Origin of the sequence: Rhodomicrobium vannielii ATCC 17100, assembly GCF_000166055.1 — a bacterium.
GTDB classification, from domain to species: Bacteria; Pseudomonadota; Alphaproteobacteria; order Rhizobiales; family Rhodomicrobiaceae; genus Rhodomicrobium; species Rhodomicrobium vannielii.
In genome coordinates, this window is the sequence record NC_014664.1 from 2,190,281 (window position 1) to 2,206,428 (window position 16,148).

The 16,148-nt window shown below is 63.6% G+C and carries 17 protein-coding genes; 12 read left to right on the forward strand and 5 right to left on the reverse strand.

Annotated features, from left to right (window positions below):
* Positions 1–2 precede the first annotated feature (2 nt).
* The 4 genes from fabZ to RVAN_RS20495 all read left to right on the forward strand — a co-directional run bounded on the left by fabZ (position 3) and on the right by RVAN_RS20495 (position 3,030).
* Positions 3–515 (forward strand): 3-hydroxyacyl-ACP dehydratase FabZ, encoded by a 513-nt coding sequence (fabZ, locus tag RVAN_RS10070; RefSeq protein WP_013419626.1) that lies wholly within the window; start codon positions 3–5, stop codon positions 513–515.
* A gap of 16 nt (positions 516–531) precedes the next feature.
* A complete protein-coding gene (gene lpxA / locus RVAN_RS10075; protein ID WP_013419627.1) occupies positions 532–1,332 on the forward strand; it encodes an acyl-ACP--UDP-N-acetylglucosamine O-acyltransferase in 801 nt (266 codons plus the stop codon).
* Positions 1,329–2,228: an LpxI family protein gene (locus RVAN_RS10080; RefSeq protein WP_013419628.1), complete on the forward strand. Its 900-nt coding sequence runs from the start codon at positions 1,329–1,331 to the stop codon at positions 2,226–2,228. Before lpxA ends, RVAN_RS10080 begins: the two co-directional genes overlap by 4 nt.
* A 415-nt stretch (positions 2,229–2,643) precedes the next feature.
* Positions 2,644–3,030, forward strand: coding sequence for a DUF423 domain-containing protein (locus RVAN_RS20495; RefSeq protein ID WP_013419629.1), 387 nt, complete (start codon positions 2,644–2,646; stop codon positions 3,028–3,030).
* 264 nt (positions 3,031–3,294) lie between these two features.
* Here RVAN_RS20495 and RVAN_RS10090 read toward each other — a convergent pair whose 3' ends face one another.
* The 4 genes from RVAN_RS10090 to hslV all read right to left on the reverse strand — a co-directional run bounded on the left by RVAN_RS10090 (position 3,295) and on the right by hslV (position 7,020).
* Positions 3,295–3,807, reverse strand: a complete 513-nt coding sequence (locus tag RVAN_RS10090; RefSeq protein ID WP_013419630.1) for a hypothetical protein — start codon at positions 3,805–3,807, stop codon at positions 3,295–3,297.
* Between the two features lie 393 nt (positions 3,808–4,200).
* Positions 4,201–5,052, reverse strand: coding sequence for an SHOCT domain-containing protein (locus RVAN_RS10095; protein WP_013419631.1), 852 nt, complete (start codon positions 5,050–5,052; stop codon positions 4,201–4,203).
* A gap of 89 nt (positions 5,053–5,141) precedes the next feature.
* Entirely contained in the window at positions 5,142–6,455 is a 1,314-nt protein-coding gene (gene hslU, locus RVAN_RS10100; RefSeq protein ID WP_013419632.1) for an ATP-dependent protease ATPase subunit HslU, read from the reverse strand.
* Positions 6,448–7,020 (reverse strand): ATP-dependent protease subunit HslV, encoded by a 573-nt coding sequence (gene hslV / locus RVAN_RS10105; protein ID WP_013419633.1) that lies wholly within the window; start codon positions 7,018–7,020, stop codon positions 6,448–6,450. The genes hslU and hslV overlap by 8 nt, the downstream gene beginning before the upstream one ends.
* Positions 7,021–7,112: 92 nt before the next feature.
* Here hslV and hisB point away from each other — a divergent pair, with 92 nt between their 5' ends.
* From hisB to hisH, 3 genes are read left to right on the forward strand one after another with little or no spacing between them, the layout of a single operon-like run.
* Entirely contained in the window at positions 7,113–7,706 is a 594-nt protein-coding gene (gene hisB / locus RVAN_RS10110; protein WP_013419634.1) for an imidazoleglycerol-phosphate dehydratase HisB, read from the forward strand.
* Positions 7,707–7,725: 19 nt separating this feature from the next.
* The gene (locus RVAN_RS10115; protein WP_013419635.1) at positions 7,726–8,205 is read left to right on the forward strand and encodes a DUF2628 domain-containing protein; all 480 of its coding nucleotides are present in this window, start codon (positions 7,726–7,728) and stop codon (positions 8,203–8,205) included.
* A gap of 1 nt (position 8,206) precedes the next feature.
* Positions 8,207–8,857: an imidazole glycerol phosphate synthase subunit HisH gene (gene hisH / locus RVAN_RS10120; RefSeq protein ID WP_013419636.1), complete on the forward strand. Its 651-nt coding sequence runs from the start codon at positions 8,207–8,209 to the stop codon at positions 8,855–8,857.
* Here the strand turns inward: hisH and RVAN_RS10125 are convergent.
* Complete coding sequence (locus RVAN_RS10125) at positions 8,820–9,191, reverse strand: hypothetical protein (RefSeq protein ID WP_013419637.1); 372 nt, start codon at positions 9,189–9,191, stop codon at positions 8,820–8,822. The two genes, hisH and RVAN_RS10125, sit on opposite strands and share 38 nt — an antisense overlap.
* 137 nt (positions 9,192–9,328) lie before the next feature.
* On the opposite strand from RVAN_RS10125, the gene hisA reads away from it, so the two are divergent.
* From hisA to RVAN_RS19660, 5 genes are all read left to right on the forward strand, one after another.
* Complete coding sequence (hisA, locus tag RVAN_RS10130; protein WP_013419638.1) at positions 9,329–10,060, forward strand: 1-(5-phosphoribosyl)-5-[(5-phosphoribosylamino)methylideneamino]imidazole-4-carboxamide isomerase; 732 nt, start codon at positions 9,329–9,331, stop codon at positions 10,058–10,060.
* Between the two features lie 188 nt (positions 10,061–10,248).
* A complete protein-coding gene (locus RVAN_RS18995; protein ID WP_049779341.1) occupies positions 10,249–11,562 on the forward strand; it encodes a DUF3108 domain-containing protein in 1,314 nt (437 codons plus the stop codon).
* Between the two features lie 163 nt (positions 11,563–11,725).
* Positions 11,726–15,169, forward strand: coding sequence for a helicase-related protein (locus tag RVAN_RS10140; RefSeq protein ID WP_013419640.1), 3,444 nt, complete (start codon positions 11,726–11,728; stop codon positions 15,167–15,169).
* Complete coding sequence (locus RVAN_RS10145) at positions 15,166–15,483, forward strand: RNA-binding S4 domain-containing protein (protein ID WP_013419641.1); 318 nt, start codon at positions 15,166–15,168, stop codon at positions 15,481–15,483. The genes RVAN_RS10140 and RVAN_RS10145 overlap by 4 nt, the downstream gene beginning before the upstream one ends.
* Positions 15,484–15,775: 292 nt before the next feature.
* Positions 15,776–16,063: a hypothetical protein gene (locus RVAN_RS19660; RefSeq protein WP_245257973.1), complete on the forward strand. Its 288-nt coding sequence runs from the start codon at positions 15,776–15,778 to the stop codon at positions 16,061–16,063.
* Positions 16,064–16,148 lie beyond the last annotated feature (85 nt).

Sequence of the window (16,148 nt, forward strand, 5' to 3'; positions counted from 1 at the left end):
GCATGTCCAACACATCCGAGCCTCAACTGGAAAGCGAAACGCGGCAAGAGCGCAGGGAACTCGGCACGGCTGATATCACCCGCATTCTCAAGCTTTTGCCCCACCGCTACCCGTTCCTCCTTGTCGATCGGATTATCGAGATGGATGGCGACAGCTCCGCGATCGGCATCAAGAACGTGACGATCAACGAGCCGTTCTTTCAGGGGCACTTCCCGAATTTTCCGGTCATGCCGGGCGTCCTTCTCATTGAGGGCATGGCGCAAACGGCTGGCGCGCTTTGCATGGCGAGCCTTTCGAATTTCGAGCCTCAGCTCGTTTACTTCATGTCGATCGACCGCGCCCGTTTCCGTCGGCCCGTGCTGCCGGGCGATCAGGTGCACTTCCATATGACCAAGAAGCGGAATCGCGGGCGCGTCTGGCGGTTCGACGGCAAAGCCAGGGTGAACGGTCAGCTTGTGGCGGAAGCAGAGATCAGCGCCATGATCGTCGATGCGAACGACAACAAGGGCGCTTAGAGCGCGTAGGTCTGTCATGACACAGATGCTGGTGCATTCTTCGGCGGCGATCGATCCGCGCGCAACGCTCGAAGAGGGCGTCGAAATCGGACCGTTCGCGGTAATCGGGCCGAATGTCACGTTGCGCAAGAACGTCAAGGTCCATGCGCACGTCGTCATCACCGGCGCGACGGAAATCGGTGAAGGGTGCGAAATTCATCCCTTCGCGGTGCTTGGCGGTCCCCCGCAGGACGTGAAATACCAGGGCGAACGTAGCGAACTTTTCGTAGGCGCACACACGGTCGTTCGCGAGCATGTCACCATGAACGGCGGCACGGCCGGCGGCGGGCATGTGACGCGCGTTGGAAGCCATTGCCTCTTTCTCACCGGTAGCCACGTTGCGCACGATTGCCAGATTGGCGATCATGTCTTCCTCATCAACAACGCGACACTCGCTGGCCACGTCACGGTCGAAGACTACGCCATCCTCGGCGGGCTCTCGGCGGTTCACCAATGGGTTCGGGTCGGTGCCCACGGCTTTGTCGGCGGCATGTCGGGTGTGGAAGCGGACGTCATCCCGTTCGGCATAGTGCTAGGAAATCGCGCCGCACTAGCCGGGCTCAACATTGTCGGCTTGAAACGGCACGGCTTCGAGCGCGATCAGATCCACTCGCTGCGCAAGGCGTATCGGCTGCTCTTTTCGGCGGAAGGCACGCTGTCCGAGCGCCTCGACGATGTCGAGAAAATGTTTGCGGACGATCCCGCTGTGCAGCGCATCGTCTCGTTCATGCGGGCCAAGACGGATCGCTCGTTCTGCGTGCCACGCGCTCAGGCATGAACGTTCCTGCCGTGGCCGGGGAACCGGGAGCGAAGACCGGCGCGGCAGCAGGAGCTTCGCGCATCGGCATCGTCGCTGGAGGTGGCACCCTGCCGCTCGCCGTTGCCGAAGCGGCGGCCGCGCGTGGCGAGCGCCCCTACATCGTCGGCCTTCAGGGCAACGCATCCTCCACCATCGAAAGCTTTCCGCATAGCTATGCCGGAATCGGCCAGATCGGTCGCATTCTCGGTGCGCTCCGCCGCGAGGGGTGCGAGCGCGTCGTCTTCGTCGGCAGTTTGCGTCGTCCCAATCTCTTGCGCGTGAGGATCGACACCGGTTTCGTGCGTCATATGCCGGAGCTTCTGCGCATTCTTCGTGGCGGCGACGACTCCGTGTTGCGCGCGGTGGCGCGGTTTTTCGAGGCGCGCGGTTTCGAAGTTCTGGCGGCGCACGAGGTCGCGCCGCGCCTGCTTGCCCCCGCCGGTGTGTTCTCGGGAGCCGCGCCAGACGCCGAAGCGCTTGCCGATATCCGGCTCGCCTTCAATGTTGCCCGTGCGCTAGGCGAGTACGATATCGGGCAGGGCGCGGTCGTCGCGCGGGGGTATGTGCTTGCGGTGGAGGCGGCGGAGGGGACGGACGCCATGCTCTCGCGATGCCGCGATCTCAACCGCTGGGGCTTCAAGAACCGGCAAGGCGTGCTGGTGAAGATGCCCAAGCCAGGCCAGGATCTCCGCCTCGATATGCCTGCCATCGGGCCGCGCACGGTCGAACTTGCTGCCGAGGCCGGGCTCGCGGGGATCGCGGTCGCGGCCGGAGGCGTACTGCTGGCTGAGCAACAGGCCATCGTGGAAAAGGCCGATGCGCTCGGCCTGTTTCTTTATGGCGTCGATGGGGAAGAGTTGCGCGCGTGGCAGTAAAGCCCTGATGGGCGCCCATCAAACGAAATTCCCGATCGGTTGTTGACTCCGATCGGCCCCGCTCTAATCGGGATTTACGACAAACTCGCACTTGTATGGCTGCGCCTTCTGGATGCGATGTCGGTCGGCGGCGTTTGCGATTGTCGTTGAGCGCGCCCGCAAACGGCCAGCAGCCGAGCTTGCGGAGCATCCATCCCGTTCCGCGTCTGTTAATCGCTTCCGTCGATTGACCGTGACGACAGCGGCGCGTTGGCGTAGGACGTGGCCGTATAAGGGCGCATCGGCACGCCTGATGCCAGGGCCATCGGCTTTGCTCCGGTTCAATGCGCCCAGCGGCGGAATCCTGTCGCACAGGGCACGGCGATTTTGTTTCGGCCGGAGGTATGCACCCGCCGGCGGGTTTCGGGGGACAAACATGGGACGTTTCTGGATATTCATTGCGGCAGTTCTCGGAGCACTTTCGGTCGCCGCCGGAGCCATCGGCGCGCATGAGGTGACGGCCGATGCGTCGCGTCAGCCGTTCGCCACGGCCTCGCTCTATCACACGATGCATTCGCTCGCGCTGCTCGGCGTCGGCGTCGTTCTATTCATCTCGCAAGGCTGGCGCACGCATGTCGGCACGATTTTCCTGAACCTGGCCGCGCTCCTGTTCGTCGCCGGTATCATCCTCTTCTCGGGCGGCATTTATGCGCGTCATGCGGAGATTTTCGCGACGCCGTTTGGCGTGGTTCCCGCTGGCGGCGTAGCGCTCATCGGCGGCTGGCTGGCTCTCGCTATCGGCGCTCTCGGCCTGCGCCGCTAACATCGGCGGCACTGTCACGCGACACAAAGAAGCCGGTGCTCGGGCGACGACGAATCTCGTCGACGCCTGCTACCGGCTTGTTGCACGAAACCTTCCGCCGTCCGTGGTGCGCGGGGGCGCGCTCCCCTGCTCCTCGGCGCCTGCGGAAAACACTGGACGCTGTGTCACGCGGTGTTCACTCCATTCCGTTACGCAGCACTCGTTCTGAAATTGCGGCTCGACTGCGGCTGGAAGCGGCTGTCTGGAGCCTCTGATGACCCTGCCTTAGTGGGCGGTCATGCCGTTGGCGGCGGTCTTGCGGCGGCGGCCCCGCGCTTTCGGTGCGGCGGCGGCGAGGACGGCGGAGAGTTCGAGGGCGGCGGCCGGGATTTCGATGGGCGCACCCGAAACTTCGATCGCTTCAGCGACCGTGACCTCGATTTCAGCCGGAACCGCGATCACTTCAGCGGCGGTGACTTCGACGATGGCCGGAACTTCGACGGCGGCGACTGCGGCGACGGCTTCGACCTTCGCCTTCGGCTTGCGGCCACGACGTGCGGGCTGCTTCGGCTCGACGACAGTAGCGGCGGCGGCGGCGGCTGCGGCGGCGCGCTTCGCGGTGGCGGCGGCCTTCCGGGCGGCCTTGCGAACGCGGGCGATTTCAGCGTTGGCGAGACGGATCAGGGCGCGCAGTTCCTCGGAAATCGCGGCGTCGAGCGCGGCGACCGCGTCGGCGGCGTTGGCGAGATTGTGCGCGATGGTGTTGATCGCGACCGTGTTGGGAGAGAGAGAGGCCATGGTTTGTTGCTTTCGGTTTTGAACCGGCCCCCGCGGCCGGCTTCCCCTTTAGCAATCTATGGTTGTGTTTAATTTTACGTAAAAAAAGCGCGCATTAAATCAATGGGCTGGCATATATTTGCTCATTATACGGATCAGTTTGTGATCTAACCAACTGAATAACAAGAGAAAATATCACATGTCGCCGGCCTCATTAGGGTGCGGGCAAGCCATTGTCTAATAGGCGCTTTTTTCATTCGCCGATTCCGAATCACTTCAATTTGCGCGTTCTGCGTGTGATTTCGGGCGCAAAAAAAGCACCACGCAAATGCGTCGCGCTTGTCGATATCCCGTAATTTTGCCTCCTCGCCGCGCGAACAATTTGCGCACATCACGCGGCGGGCGCTTTCCGCGTTAAAGCCGCTTGAGAATTTCGGCCTTTTTCGCGGCGAATTCTTCCTCGGAGATGTAGCCCTTGTCGCGCAAGCTGCCGAGCTGTTCGAGAAGGGCAAGGCCCGCGCTCCGAAGCTCATTGGCCGAGGGCACCCCGGACGTCGTGACCGCAGCCGGTGACGCATGCTCGCCGCCGTGTGCCGACGCAGCGGGCGCATGCTGTCCGGTCGGGCCACCGACGCGCGGCAGGGTGTCGATCCGCACCGTGCCGTTCTGGCTCGAAAACGTCATGCTCTCGCCGCCGCCCTGCTGTTGGCCGAAGCCGTAAACCGAATAGCCCGTGGTGTCGTAAATCTCGACGCGGCCATTGCCGTAATCGATAGCGAGGCGATTGGAGTCTGGAAAATAGGCGTAGCGCGTCGTGTTCTGGCCGCCTGTGGAGGACGGATTGCCAAGCTCCGATGGCCACCAGCCGCCGGACGACGATTGGCCGAATCCGCCGCCGCCCTGATATTGCGACTGCCCGTAGCCGCCCGACTGTTGCTGCTGCTGGTTCGAATAGTTCTGGTTGGCGTAGGGCTGCTGCTGCGGCTGGGGCGCGAAAACGCCCGGCTGCGACATCAGGTTCGACAGGTCGTTGCAGAGGTTGTCGACCGTGATCTTCGCCGAGTTGTTGAACATGTCGCCTACCATGGTCATGCCGCCGCGCATCCACTGGCCGCCGCCGCCGAACTCGGAGAGGTTGAACTGTGCCATGCTTCCGCCGCCGCGAATGACAGCGTCAAACATGATCTTCACGGAGTCTATGGCGATCCGATAGCGGTCGGCGATGGCGGCGACGAGGCGCTCGCCCTCGGGCGTAAGGTTTGTCATTGCGGCGTCTCCCTTTAGCGCGTCCGCGCACGCATGTTATTTTAGCCCTGGATTATACAAGACTTGATCACGCTCTTCCCGCGCAAACGCTACAAAATGAACTTCGAAAGGTCCGCGTTCTTCGCGAGATCGCCCACCTGCGTCTTAACATACGTCGCGTCGATAACGAACTTCGTACGCGCCTTGTCGGCGGCCTCGAAGCTGATTTCATCCAGCACACGTTCCATGACAGTGGAAAGACGGCGCGCGCCGATATTTTCGACGTTCGCGTTCACTTCCACCGCCACATCGGCGATGGCGTCGATGGCGTCTTCGCTGAACTCAAGTTCCACGCCCTCGGTTGCCATCAGCGCGACAGATTGCTTGATGAGGCTCGATTTCGGCTCGCGCAGGATGCGGCGGAAATCGTCGCCCGTCAGCGCCTGAAGCTCGACGCGGATCGGCAGACGGCCCTGAAGCTCGGGCAGCATGTCCGACGGCTTCGCCACGTGGAACGCGCCCGACGCGATGAACAGGATGTGGTCGGTTTTCACCGGGCCGTATTTCGTGCTGACGGTCGTTCCCTCGATCAGCGGCAACAGGTCGCGCTGCACGCCTTCGCGGCTGACATCGGCGCCGAGCCGCTCCGAGCGCGCGGTGATCTTGTCGATCTCGTCGAGAAAGACGATGCCGTTTTCCTCAACCGCCGTGATCGCGTCCTGAACCACCGCCTCGTTGTCGAGCAGCTTGTCGCTCTCGTCGTTGATCAGCACCTCGTATGAATCGCGCACGGATAGACGGCGCGTCTTCGTGCGCTGGCCGAACGCTTTGCCGAGCACGTCGTTGAGGTTCATCATGCTGACGGACGAGCCGGGCATGCCGGGGATCTCGAAGCCACCCACCCCGCCGCCGGTATCGGCCACCTGAACCTCGATCTCCTTTTCGTCGAGTTCGCCGTCGCGCAGTTTCTTGCGAAACGCATCCTTCGTGGCGGGGCTGGCGTGCTGCCCGACGAGCGCCATCAAAACGCGTTCCTCCGCCAGAAGATGCGCCTTCGCGCGCACTTCCTTGCGTTTCGTCTCGCGGACGAGGCCGATCGCGCTTTCCACGAGGTCGCGGATGATCTGGTCGACGTCACGGCCGACATAGCCGACTTCGGTGAACTTCGTGGCCTCGACCTTCAGGAACGGCGCGTTGGCGAGCTTGGCGAGGCGGCGCGAAATCTCCGTCTTGCCGACGCCTGTCGGGCCGATCATGAGGATGTTCTTCGGCAGCACCTCTTCGCGCATGTCGTCCTTGAGCTGCTGTCGGCGCCAGCGATTGCGCAGCGCGATGGCTACGGCGCGTTTCGCGGCGTGCTGGCCGACGATGTGGCGGTCGAGTTCAGAGACGATTTCACGCGGGGAGAAATTGGCGTCAGTCATTGGACGGCAGGCTTTCGACGATGATGTTGTTGTTCGTGTAAACGCAGATGTCGGCGGCGATGGCCATGGCCTTGCGCGCGATGTCCTCCGCCGAAAGGTCGGTATCGAGGAGCGCGCGCGCGGCGGAGAGCGCATAATTGCCGCCGGAGCCGATGCCCATGATGGCGTGCTCGGGTTCGAGCACGTCGCCCGTGCCGGTAAGAACCAGCGTCGCGTTCTTGTCGGCGACGATCATCATCGCTTCGAGGCGGCGCAGATAGCGGTCGGTGCGCCAGTCCTTGGCGAGATCGACGCAGGCGCGAACGAGCTGGTCGGGATACATTTCGAGCTTGGATTCGAGGCGCTCGAACAGCGTGAAAGCGTCGGCGGTCGCGCCCGCGAAGCCGGAGATCACGTTGCCCTTGCCGAGCGTGCGGACCTTTTTCGCGTTGGCCTTGATAACGGTCTGGCCGAGAGACACCTGTCCGTCACCGGCGATGACCACCCGGCCGCCCTTGCGAACGGTAAGAATTGTGGTGCCGTGCCAGCCTGTGGGATCGTGAGGGGATTGCGCAAAATGCGTCATTTGTCGTACCTGCTTTATCGAGCGGATATGGCGCGCGGGTTTAAACCGTCAAGAAGCGGCTTCGCTTGCGCAGCCTGTAGAGGATCGAGACTGTGAGAAAAGCGCGGATCGAACGGAAGACGAAGGAAACCGGGATCGCTGTCGAGGTGAATCTGGACGGAACCGGCGCTTTTTCAATAGCGACGGGCGTCGGCTTCTTCGACCATATGCTGGAGCAGCTTTCAAAGCACTCCCGCATCGACATCGCGCTTTCGGCCGAGGGCGACCTCCACGTCGACCAGCACCACACGGTGGAAGATGTCGGCATTGCGCTCGGTCAGGCGATTGCTCAGGCGCTGGGCGACAAGCGCGGCATCGGCCGCTACGCACACGCCTATCTGCCGATGGACGAGACGCTGACGCGCGTCGCGCTTGATATCTCCGGCCGCCCTTATCTGATCTGGCGCGTGAAATTCCCGACCGAGAAGATCGGGCAAATGGACACGGAGCTTTTCCGCGAATTCTTTCAGGCGCTGGCGCAAAATGCCGGGATCACGCTTCACATCGAGACGCTCCACGGCGAGAATGCGCATCACATCGCCGAAAGCTGCTTCAAGGGCTTGGCGCGGGCGCTGCGTGAGGCCATCATGATCGACGAGGCCGCGCGCGGCGAAATTCCATCGACGAAAGGGCAGCTCGGCGGGTGACGCTTGGCTGGAACCGCCCATGATCATCTACACCGTGCACGAGCCGCCGCACGCCACCGGCAATGTCGAGGAGCGCTCCGAACGCATCGCCTTCGTGCGGGAGGGCTTCACGTTCTGGGGCTTCCTGTTCGGCCCGTTCTGGCTCCTCTGGAACCGCCTCTGGCTGGAAGCCATCGCCGTGGTGGCGCTGGCCGCCGGGCTTTACGCGGTTCTGATGCAGCTCGGCGTCGGCGAGCAGTCGGCCGGGGTCGTCAATCTGCTTGTGGCGCTCATCATCGGCTTCGAGGGCAACGACCTCATCCGCTGGCGGCTTCAGCGCAAGGGCTACACCTTCATTTCCTCCGTGGCCGGGCGCGACCGCGAGGAGTGCGAGCACCGCTTCTTCGCCGCGTGGATGCCGCCTGTCATGGCGGTCGGCGGCGGGAGAGCTTCTGGCGCCATGAGGGGCGACTGGCGAACGCCGCATTCCGTTGGCACCTGGCCGGAGGCGACAGCCTGACATGAGCGTCGCAATCGTAGACTACCAATCGGGAAACCTGCACTCAGCGGCCAAGGCGTTTGAACGCGCGGCGCGCGAAGGCGGCTTCGACACCGAAATCCGTGTGACATCCGATCCCGAGGCGGTTCGCCGCGCCGACCGCGTGGTGCTGCCCGGCGTCGGCGCGTTCGGCGACTGTTATCGCGGGCTGTCGGAAACGCCCGGCATGATCGAGTCGTTGAGAGAGGCCGTGTTCGAGCGCGGGCGGCCGTTCTTCGGCATCTGCGTCGGCATGCAGATGCTGGCGGATCGCGGGCTGGAACATGGCGAGCACCGGGGGCTTGGCTGGATCGGCGGCGAGGTGGATCTCATCGCGCCATCGGACCCGCGCCTCAAGATCCCGCATATGGGGTGGAACACGCTCGACATCGCGCGCCTGCATCCGCTGCTGGAAGGCATTCCCGGCGGCGATGAGGGCTGGCACGCCTATTTCGTCCACTCCTATCACTTCAAGCCGACGGACGCCGCGGACGTCGTGGCGCGCACGGATTACAGCGGGCCGATCACGGCGCTTGTTGCGCGCGACAACATCGCGGGCAGCCAGTTCCACCCGGAGAAAAGCCAGAAGCTCGGCCTCAGGCTGATTTCAAATTTCTTGCGGTGGCGGCCTTGAGGTGACGCGACGTCTTCCCGTTGCGGCTGAAGATGGCAGTGAGGATCTGGCTTTTCGACCGCGCGTCGGCGATCTGCGAGACCTTCTCGCCGCTGGCTTCGCTCGTGTTGAACGCGGCCTCTTCCTCGCCTGCCTCGCAGACAAGCACGCGATCCCGAAACGTCAGCTCCTGCATCAGCGCCGCGCGAATTTCCGACGCCGTCGCATCGGTGCGGATGAACCAGACGCCCGTCATCGGGTGTTCCCAATCCGTTGCGAGCCTTCGGATGCAGTCGGCCGCCTTGATGGCGCGCCTCTCCCGGTGAAACTCGCAGCAGATGAGATAACGGCGCATCGCACTCTCTTCGAATAACTCGGTTTGAACGGTGCCTCTCGGGCTGATACTAAAGGAAAGCCGAAGCGTCCGGTCAAAGAAAACAGCCTGCGCACGTGGTATTGTTCCACGTGTGTTTAATCCTGGGGACAACTTGAATGATTCTCTATCCCGCCATCGATCTCAAAGACGGGCAATGCGTACGCTTGAAACAGGGTCTGATGGATCAGGCCACGGTGTTCAACGACGACCCGGCGGATCAGGCGCGGCAGTTCCAGACGCAGGGCTTTTCCGCGTTGCATGTGGTGGACCTGAACGGCGCGTTTGAAGGCCGCTCGGTCAATGCCGACGCCGTGACGCACATTCTGGCGGCGGTCACGATCCCGGTGCAACTCGGCGGCGGCATCCGCACGCTCGAAGGTGTGGCGCACTGGATCGACCGGGGCGTGTCCCGCGTGATCCTCGGCACGGCGGCGGTGCGCGATCCCCATCTCGTGAAGGAGGCATGCGCGCGCTTTCCGGGAAAGATCGCGGTCGGCATCGATGCGAAGAATGGCCATGTGGCGGTGCAAGGCTGGGCGGAGACGTCCGATCTTTCAGCCGTGGATCTTGCCCGGCGCCTTGCCGATGTGGGCGTCGCCGCGATCATCTACACCGACATCGCGCGCGACGGTATGCTGACGGGCCTCAACCTTGATGCGACGGCCGAACTCGCCCGCGCCGTGCACATTCCGGTGATCGCGTCGGGCGGTCTGGCTGGCATAGCCGACATCGAAAAGCTGCTGTCCCCGGCCCACGCCATCATCGCGGGCGCTATCGCCGGGCGCGCGCTCTATGACGGGCGGCTGGACCCCAAGGCGGCGCTTGCCCTTATCGGCCGACAATCATGATGCCGATTGAGACGCAAGCTTCGCCTCATCTCGCGGGGTTATCTATCGTGGTGTCGGGTGCTTCTTATGCCCCGCTCCACCCTTGTTTTCGGCCACGCCAAGCCTTCTGCAACACATAATTGACGAAATCCGCCACTACCGGCAAAGGGAGTGGCAAGTTGATGCCTGCGAAAGGAAGAGCCTCCTTAATGGCAAAGCGACCGTTGCTTAGCAGCGATTGGGCGAGTCCCGCTGCCGTTGTCTTCCTTTTGCTTCTGTTTTTCGCCTTTGTTTCCATAGCCAGGGCGCGCGCGGAGGAGACGCCGCAAGGCAGCGTTGCCGCGTCCGACGCTCCGTCCGAGAAAAAAGCCGAAGAGAAAAAGCCTGAGGCTCATCAGCCTTCTGAGAAGGCCGAAACTCCTCAGTCCTCGGAAAAAAAAGCCGAAGCCACGCTTTCGCCGGAAAAAAAGGCCGAGGCCTCGTCCGACGCCAAGCCCGAGGCCGAAAAGCCGCAGCCGAAGGCGGCAGATGTCCCCGAAGCGAAGCGGCCTCCGCAGCCAAAGGCGGCCGATGCCCCCGAACCGAAGCGGCCGCCCCAGGCGAGCGCTTCCGGCAACGGCAAGACCGGTGATGCCAGAGAAACGCGTCCATCCGAAAAGGCCGTCGACAAGGCTCCCGCCGACCGTGCTCCAGAGAAGGCCGCCGATCAGCCGAAAGACCTGACGCCAAAGATCGATGGCGGCAATGGCGGACTCGCCGTGCGCGGCTCGACCATCAACGCGCTCTACCGCATCCATTGGATCGGCGCGCATATCGGCGATTTTCGCATTCGCTCATCGATCACGAACCGCCAGTATTCCTTGCAGGCCGACGCCAACATCAGCGTTTTCTTCGGCAGCGTGAGCTGGCAGGGCGTGACATCGAGTAGCGGCCTCATGACGGCCAACGGCCCCGTCCCGCAAAGCTACATGTTCCGCTACCAGACGGGCAATCGCGGCGAGACGGTGGAATTGCGCTTCCAGCAGAAGATGGTGCGCGACATTCTGATTAACCCGCCCGCGCGGCCGGGCGCTCGCAATGCACCGATCACGGCGGCTCATTTGCAGAATGTCGTCGATCCGCTGAGCGCGCTTGTGCTTCTTTCGCAGGCGCGGCTTGCGAAAAACGCGGGCGAAGGCGCCTGCAACAAGCGCCTGCCGATCTTCGACGGCAAGATCCGTTACGACCTCGTGCTGTCGCCGAAGGGGACGCGATCCGTCTCCGGGGCTGGCAAACTCAGTGGCACGGCCTATGTCTGCAACGTGCGCTATGTCCCGATCGCGGGCTATAAGCTGGGCAAAGCCGGGGGAAGCGATTATGCAACCGGAAATACGGGTATAGAAGTTTGGCTTGTACCGTTGCCGGAAGCAGGTTTAATAGTACCCTACTACGTGCATGTGCCGACCCCCGCAGGCACCGCTTCCCTGGTAACAGCGACATTCAACGTGGAAACGGCCGGGGGGCGTCACGCACTCGCCGAGTGAAGAGGGGACAAACACGGGCTACCATTCGCGACGATAGGCTGAGCTGCCAACGAAATCAGGGCCGGCTCGCTTTATTGCCGCAGGCGCACCTCTTCGCACACGCCTTGCGCCGAAGCCTGATACATAATCACCAACAGCGTGCGGTTTATCAGAAAGTCCGCTCATGAGCGCATCAACGCAGACGGCTTCCATCAAGCCATCCCAGTCCCGTCATGTTACGGCGGTGCTAGGTCCGACGAATACCGGCAAGACGCACCTCGCCATCGAGCGCATGCTCGGTCACGAGAGCGGATTGATTGGCCTGCCGCTCAGGCTTCTCGCGCGTGAAGTCTATGACAAGATCGTCGCGCAGATCGGTCCGCGAGACGTTGCGCTCATCACGGGCGAAGAGAAGATCAAGCCCGAACGCCCGCGCTATTACGTCTGCACTGTCGAAGCGATGCCGCGCGATGTGGAGGTGGACTTCCTCGCCGTCGACGAAATCCAGCTTGCTGCCGACCCAGACCGTGGCCACGTCTTCACCGACCGCCTGTTCCACTCGCGCGGGACGAGCGAGACGCTGCTGCTCGGCGCCGCGACGATGACGGACGCGATCCGCGAACTCATCCCCGGCGCGAACTTCATCGCACGACCGCGCCTGTCGAAGCTGACCTACTCCGGCCAGAAGAAGATCACGCGGCTGCAAAGCCGCTCCGCCATCGTGGCGTTTTCCGCGAACGACGTCTACGCCATCGCCGAGTTGATCCGCCGCCAACGCGGCGGCGCGGCCGTGGTGCTCGGCGCGCTCTCGCCCCGTACGCGCAACGCGCAGGTCGCGCTGTATCAGAATGGCGACGTGGATTTCATCGTCGCGACTGACGCCATCGGAATGGGCCTCAATCTCGACGTGGATCATGTCGCCTTTGCGGGCACCCGCAAGTTCGACGGGCGGAACCACCGGGACCTCACTCCCGCCGAGATCGCCCAGATCGCTGGTCGCGCCGGTCGCCACCTGAACGACGGCACCTTCGGCGTCACCGCCGATGTCGAGCCCTTCGATCAGGAAGTCGTCAACAAGCTCGAAAACCACGATTTCGAGCCGGCAAAGCTGCTCCAGTGGCGCAACACCCGCCTCGATTTCGACAGCGTGGACCGGCTGAAGGACAGCCTGCGCCAGTTGCCCGACCATCCACGCCTCACGCGCGTGCGCACCGCCGATGACGTCGAGGCTCTCGACCTCGCTGCAAGCGATCCGCGCATCGCCGAACTCGCGTCCGGTATCGGCTCGGTGAAGCGGCTTTGGGACGTTTGCCAGATACCGGATTACCGCAAGGTAGGCCCGAGCCAGCATGGCGAACTCGTCGCCACCCTCTACAAGCACATCATGACGGGCGAAGGCCACATCCCGGAAGATTGGTTCGCCCAGCAGGTCGAACAGGCCGACCGCACGGACGGCGACATCGATACGCTGTCGAACCGCATCGCGCATATCCGCACGTGGACGTTCGTCTCGAACCGCTCCGAGTGGCTCAATGATCCTGAGCAGTGGCAGGGCAAGACGCGCGAGATCGAGGATCGGCTCTCCGACGCCCTGCACGAGCAACTGACGCAACGCTTCGTCGACAAGCGCACGAGCGTGCTCATGAAGAGCATGCGCGACAAGGACAGCCTCTTCGCCGAGATCGAGAAGGATGGCCGCGTCGTCGTCGAGAAGCACTATGTTGGCAAGCTCGAAGGCTTCTGCTTCACGCCCGACCTCGAAGCCACATCTGGAATCAACGGCAAGGCCGCGCGCAACGCCGCCGCCAAGGTGCTGGTGCACGAACTCGCCGCCCGCGCGGACCGTCTCGCCGCCGCCCCGGATACCGGCTTCACGCTGACGCGCGAGGGGCGGATCGTCTGGGAAAATCAGGAGATCGGCAAGCTCGCCGCGAGCGACGATCCGCTGAAGCCGACTTTCGCGCTGAATTCGGACGAGCATCTCGCTGCCATCGACAAGGAAAATATCGGCAAGCGCGTCGAGACGTGGCTTCAGCACTATATCGAGGTGCGCCTCAAGCCGCTGGTCGAGATCGCGAAAGCCGAGGAAATCACCGGGCTTGCGCGAGGCATTGCGTTCCGGCTGCGCGAGAATTTCGGCATCCTGAAGCGCGACACCGTGGCCGAGGAGATAAAGACGCTCGACCAGGACGGCCGCGCCCAGCTTCGCAAATATGGCGTTCGCTTCGGCGCGCATCACATCTACTTCCCGCTGCTGCTGAAACCGGCGGCCGCCGACCTTCTGCTGCTGTTCTGGCTCCTGAAGAGCGGCGCTGAGCATAATCTCACGCCGGGTTCCATCGGGGATGCGCCGCGCCAGGGGTTGACCTCGGTGCCGAAGACAGCCGAGGTGCCGGAGGCGTTCTATCGCGCGGCCGGTTTCCAGGTGTGCGGACCTCGCGCCGTGCGCATCGACATGCTGGAGCGGCTCGCCGATATCGTCCGTCCGCTCACGACGTGGAAGCCAACCGACACCAACGCTGAGCCACCGGCTGGCGCGGCGGGCGGCGGAGCATTCCGTATCCGGCCCGAGATGATGTCCATCATGGGCTGTTCCGCCGAAGAGCTGGGCGCGATCCTCGAGTCGCTCGGCTTCCGCCGCGAAAGACGCCCGATCAAAAAGGCTCCGGCCGCCGAGATCGCGCAGACATCGACAGGCGTGGCTTCGCCGGACGAAGTTGCGACGGGCGCATCGAGCACTGTCGTGACGGAAGCCGCCGCAGAGGCGCCGGTTATCGAGACGGAAGGCGAAATCACGCCCGAAAGCGCGCCGCAGGCTTTCTCGCAGGCCGAGCATGAAGACGCCGCACCCGTCGAGCCGGCGCAGGAAGAAGCCGTTGAAGCGGCCGCCACTGAGGCGCAGGACGTGGCAGTATCGAACGCAGATGCTCCCGCATCTGTCTCCGCCGAGCCCGCCGCCGCTGACGATGCGGTGCCTGCCGAGCCGGAGTTTGAGGAAGTCTGGCGTTTCCGTCGGCCGAAGCCGAAATTCGAGCGTGGCGAAGGGCAGGGCGACCGCCGTTCGCAGCATCGCCGCCACGGCGCCGCTGGTCAGGGCGCCGCAGGTCAGGGCGAGCGCGGTGGTCAGCGACAGCCGGGAGAACGCGGGCCGCGTCCGCGCTCCGACAACGCGCCGCAACCGGCAATCGCCGTCGGCACGGACGCACCCGCCGGACAGCCCGAGGGCGCAGCCGCGAGCGGCGATCACGCGCCGCGTCGCGATTTCTCGCGGGACCGGAGCGGGCCGCGCGATCAGAACCGCGAACGGGGCGACCGCAATCGCCAGCCGCGTTCCGATGGCAACCGTGACCGCCCGCAAGGCGCGCGTCCGGGCGAGGCGCCTCGCGCCGACAATGCTGAACGCCGCACGGGTGGCGGCCAGCCGAACAGGCCACAACATCAACGGTCCGATCGGCCGAACGACCGCAATCGCGACTCGCTGCCCCCGCGTCCGCAGGGCAGACAGCAGATCGCGGCAAGCGCCGCGCCGAAGCGAGCGTCTGGCGGAGTCGATCCGGATTCACCCTTCGCCGCGCTGAGCAAGCTCAAGGAGCGCCTCGAAAAGCAGACTGAGGATCAGACCGCTTGACGGCATCGGATGAGCAGCGCCTCGACAAGTGGCTCTGGCACGCGCGGTTCGTGAAATCGCGCAGCCTTGCCGCGAAGCTGATCGAGGAAGGCTGCATCCGGGTCAACCGCCAGCGTGTCGTGAAAGCCGCGACCTGCATCAAGTGCGGCGACGTGCTGACGGCAAGCTTGTTCGGAGACGTGCGCGTCATCGAGATACGCGGAATCGGCGAGCGGCGTGGGCCTCCCGACGAAGCCGCCGCGCTCTATTGCGAGCGACTGGGCTCACCGCCATCAACTTCTCGGAACGGCGAAGGCGGCGAGTCGGACGCTTGAGCCTGAGCCTTTGGGGGCGAAGCAAATACCGGTTCCTTGTGGAGAGAACTGCAAGCGCCGCCGCGAAGGTTCCGCCCGACACTTCTCGACACATCCTGAAGCAAGGTAGAGCGTTGTCGCGTTTGCTGGAGTTCAAAGCGGCTCCGGGCTTTTGCTTGATGGCGTGTCGGCGACCTCTGCGGGTTGCATCATATTCGACAGACGTAGCATTGCGCCGCCTCAAATTCCGGCGTCGTCCGTAAGTCGGCGCTTAGCGATCTACTGGAACAACCATCATCACCTGCTCTATATCGTGTCGAAGGTAGATGGCGCGGCGCTCTGGGCCAACATGCACCTCCTGTTCTGGCTGTCGCTGATCCCCTTCGCGACCGCATGGATGGGCGAGAACCACTTCGAGAAACTTCCCACAGCCCTCTACGGCATCGCGCTGCTCATGCCCTCCATCGCCTATCATCCTCGAACGCGTGATTTTGCGGCTCGAAAAGAAGGATTCGACGCTGGCGCGCGCTCTCGGCCGCGACGTGAAAGGCAAGGCGTCCATGGCCGCCTCCGCTGCGGCGGTCGGAGTTGCGTTCCTTAGCCCGATGGTCGCTGGAGCGATCTACGTTACGATGGCGGTGCTCTGGCTCATCCCCGACCGACGTATCGTGCGCGCGCTTAGGGGA

Bases quoted from the DNA above. Each gene is read 5' to 3' on its own strand.
- fabZ (WP_013419626.1), top strand. From the start codon at position 3: ATGTCCAACACATCCGAGCCTCAACTGGAAAGCGAAACGCGGCAAGAG.
- lpxA (WP_013419627.1), top strand. From the start codon at position 532: ATGACACAGATGCTGGTGCATTCTTCGGCGGCGATCGATCCGCGCGCA.
- RVAN_RS10080 (WP_013419628.1), top strand. From the start codon at position 1,329: ATGAACGTTCCTGCCGTGGCCGGGGAACCGGGAGCGAAGACCGGCGCG.
- RVAN_RS20495 (WP_013419629.1), top strand. From the start codon at position 2,644: ATGGGACGTTTCTGGATATTCATTGCGGCAGTTCTCGGAGCACTTTCG.
- RVAN_RS10090 (WP_013419630.1), bottom strand. From the start codon at position 3,807: ATGGCCTCTCTCTCTCCCAACACGGTCGCGATCAACACCATCGCGCAC.
- RVAN_RS10095 (WP_013419631.1), bottom strand. From the start codon at position 5,052: ATGACAAACCTTACGCCCGAGGGCGAGCGCCTCGTCGCCGCCATCGCC.
- hslU (WP_013419632.1), bottom strand. From the start codon at position 6,455: ATGACTGACGCCAATTTCTCCCCGCGTGAAATCGTCTCTGAACTCGAC.
- hslV (WP_013419633.1), bottom strand. From the start codon at position 7,020: ATGACGCATTTTGCGCAATCCCCTCACGATCCCACAGGCTGGCACGGC.
- RVAN_RS10115 (WP_013419635.1), top strand. From the start codon at position 7,726: ATGATCATCTACACCGTGCACGAGCCGCCGCACGCCACCGGCAATGTC.
- hisH (WP_013419636.1), top strand. From the start codon at position 8,207: ATGAGCGTCGCAATCGTAGACTACCAATCGGGAAACCTGCACTCAGCG.
- RVAN_RS10125 (WP_013419637.1), bottom strand. From the start codon at position 9,191: ATGCGCCGTTATCTCATCTGCTGCGAGTTTCACCGGGAGAGGCGCGCC.
- hisA (WP_013419638.1), top strand. From the start codon at position 9,329: ATGATTCTCTATCCCGCCATCGATCTCAAAGACGGGCAATGCGTACGC.
- RVAN_RS18995 (WP_049779341.1), top strand. From the start codon at position 10,249: ATGGCAAAGCGACCGTTGCTTAGCAGCGATTGGGCGAGTCCCGCTGCC.
- RVAN_RS10140 (WP_013419640.1), top strand. From the start codon at position 11,726: ATGAGCGCATCAACGCAGACGGCTTCCATCAAGCCATCCCAGTCCCGT.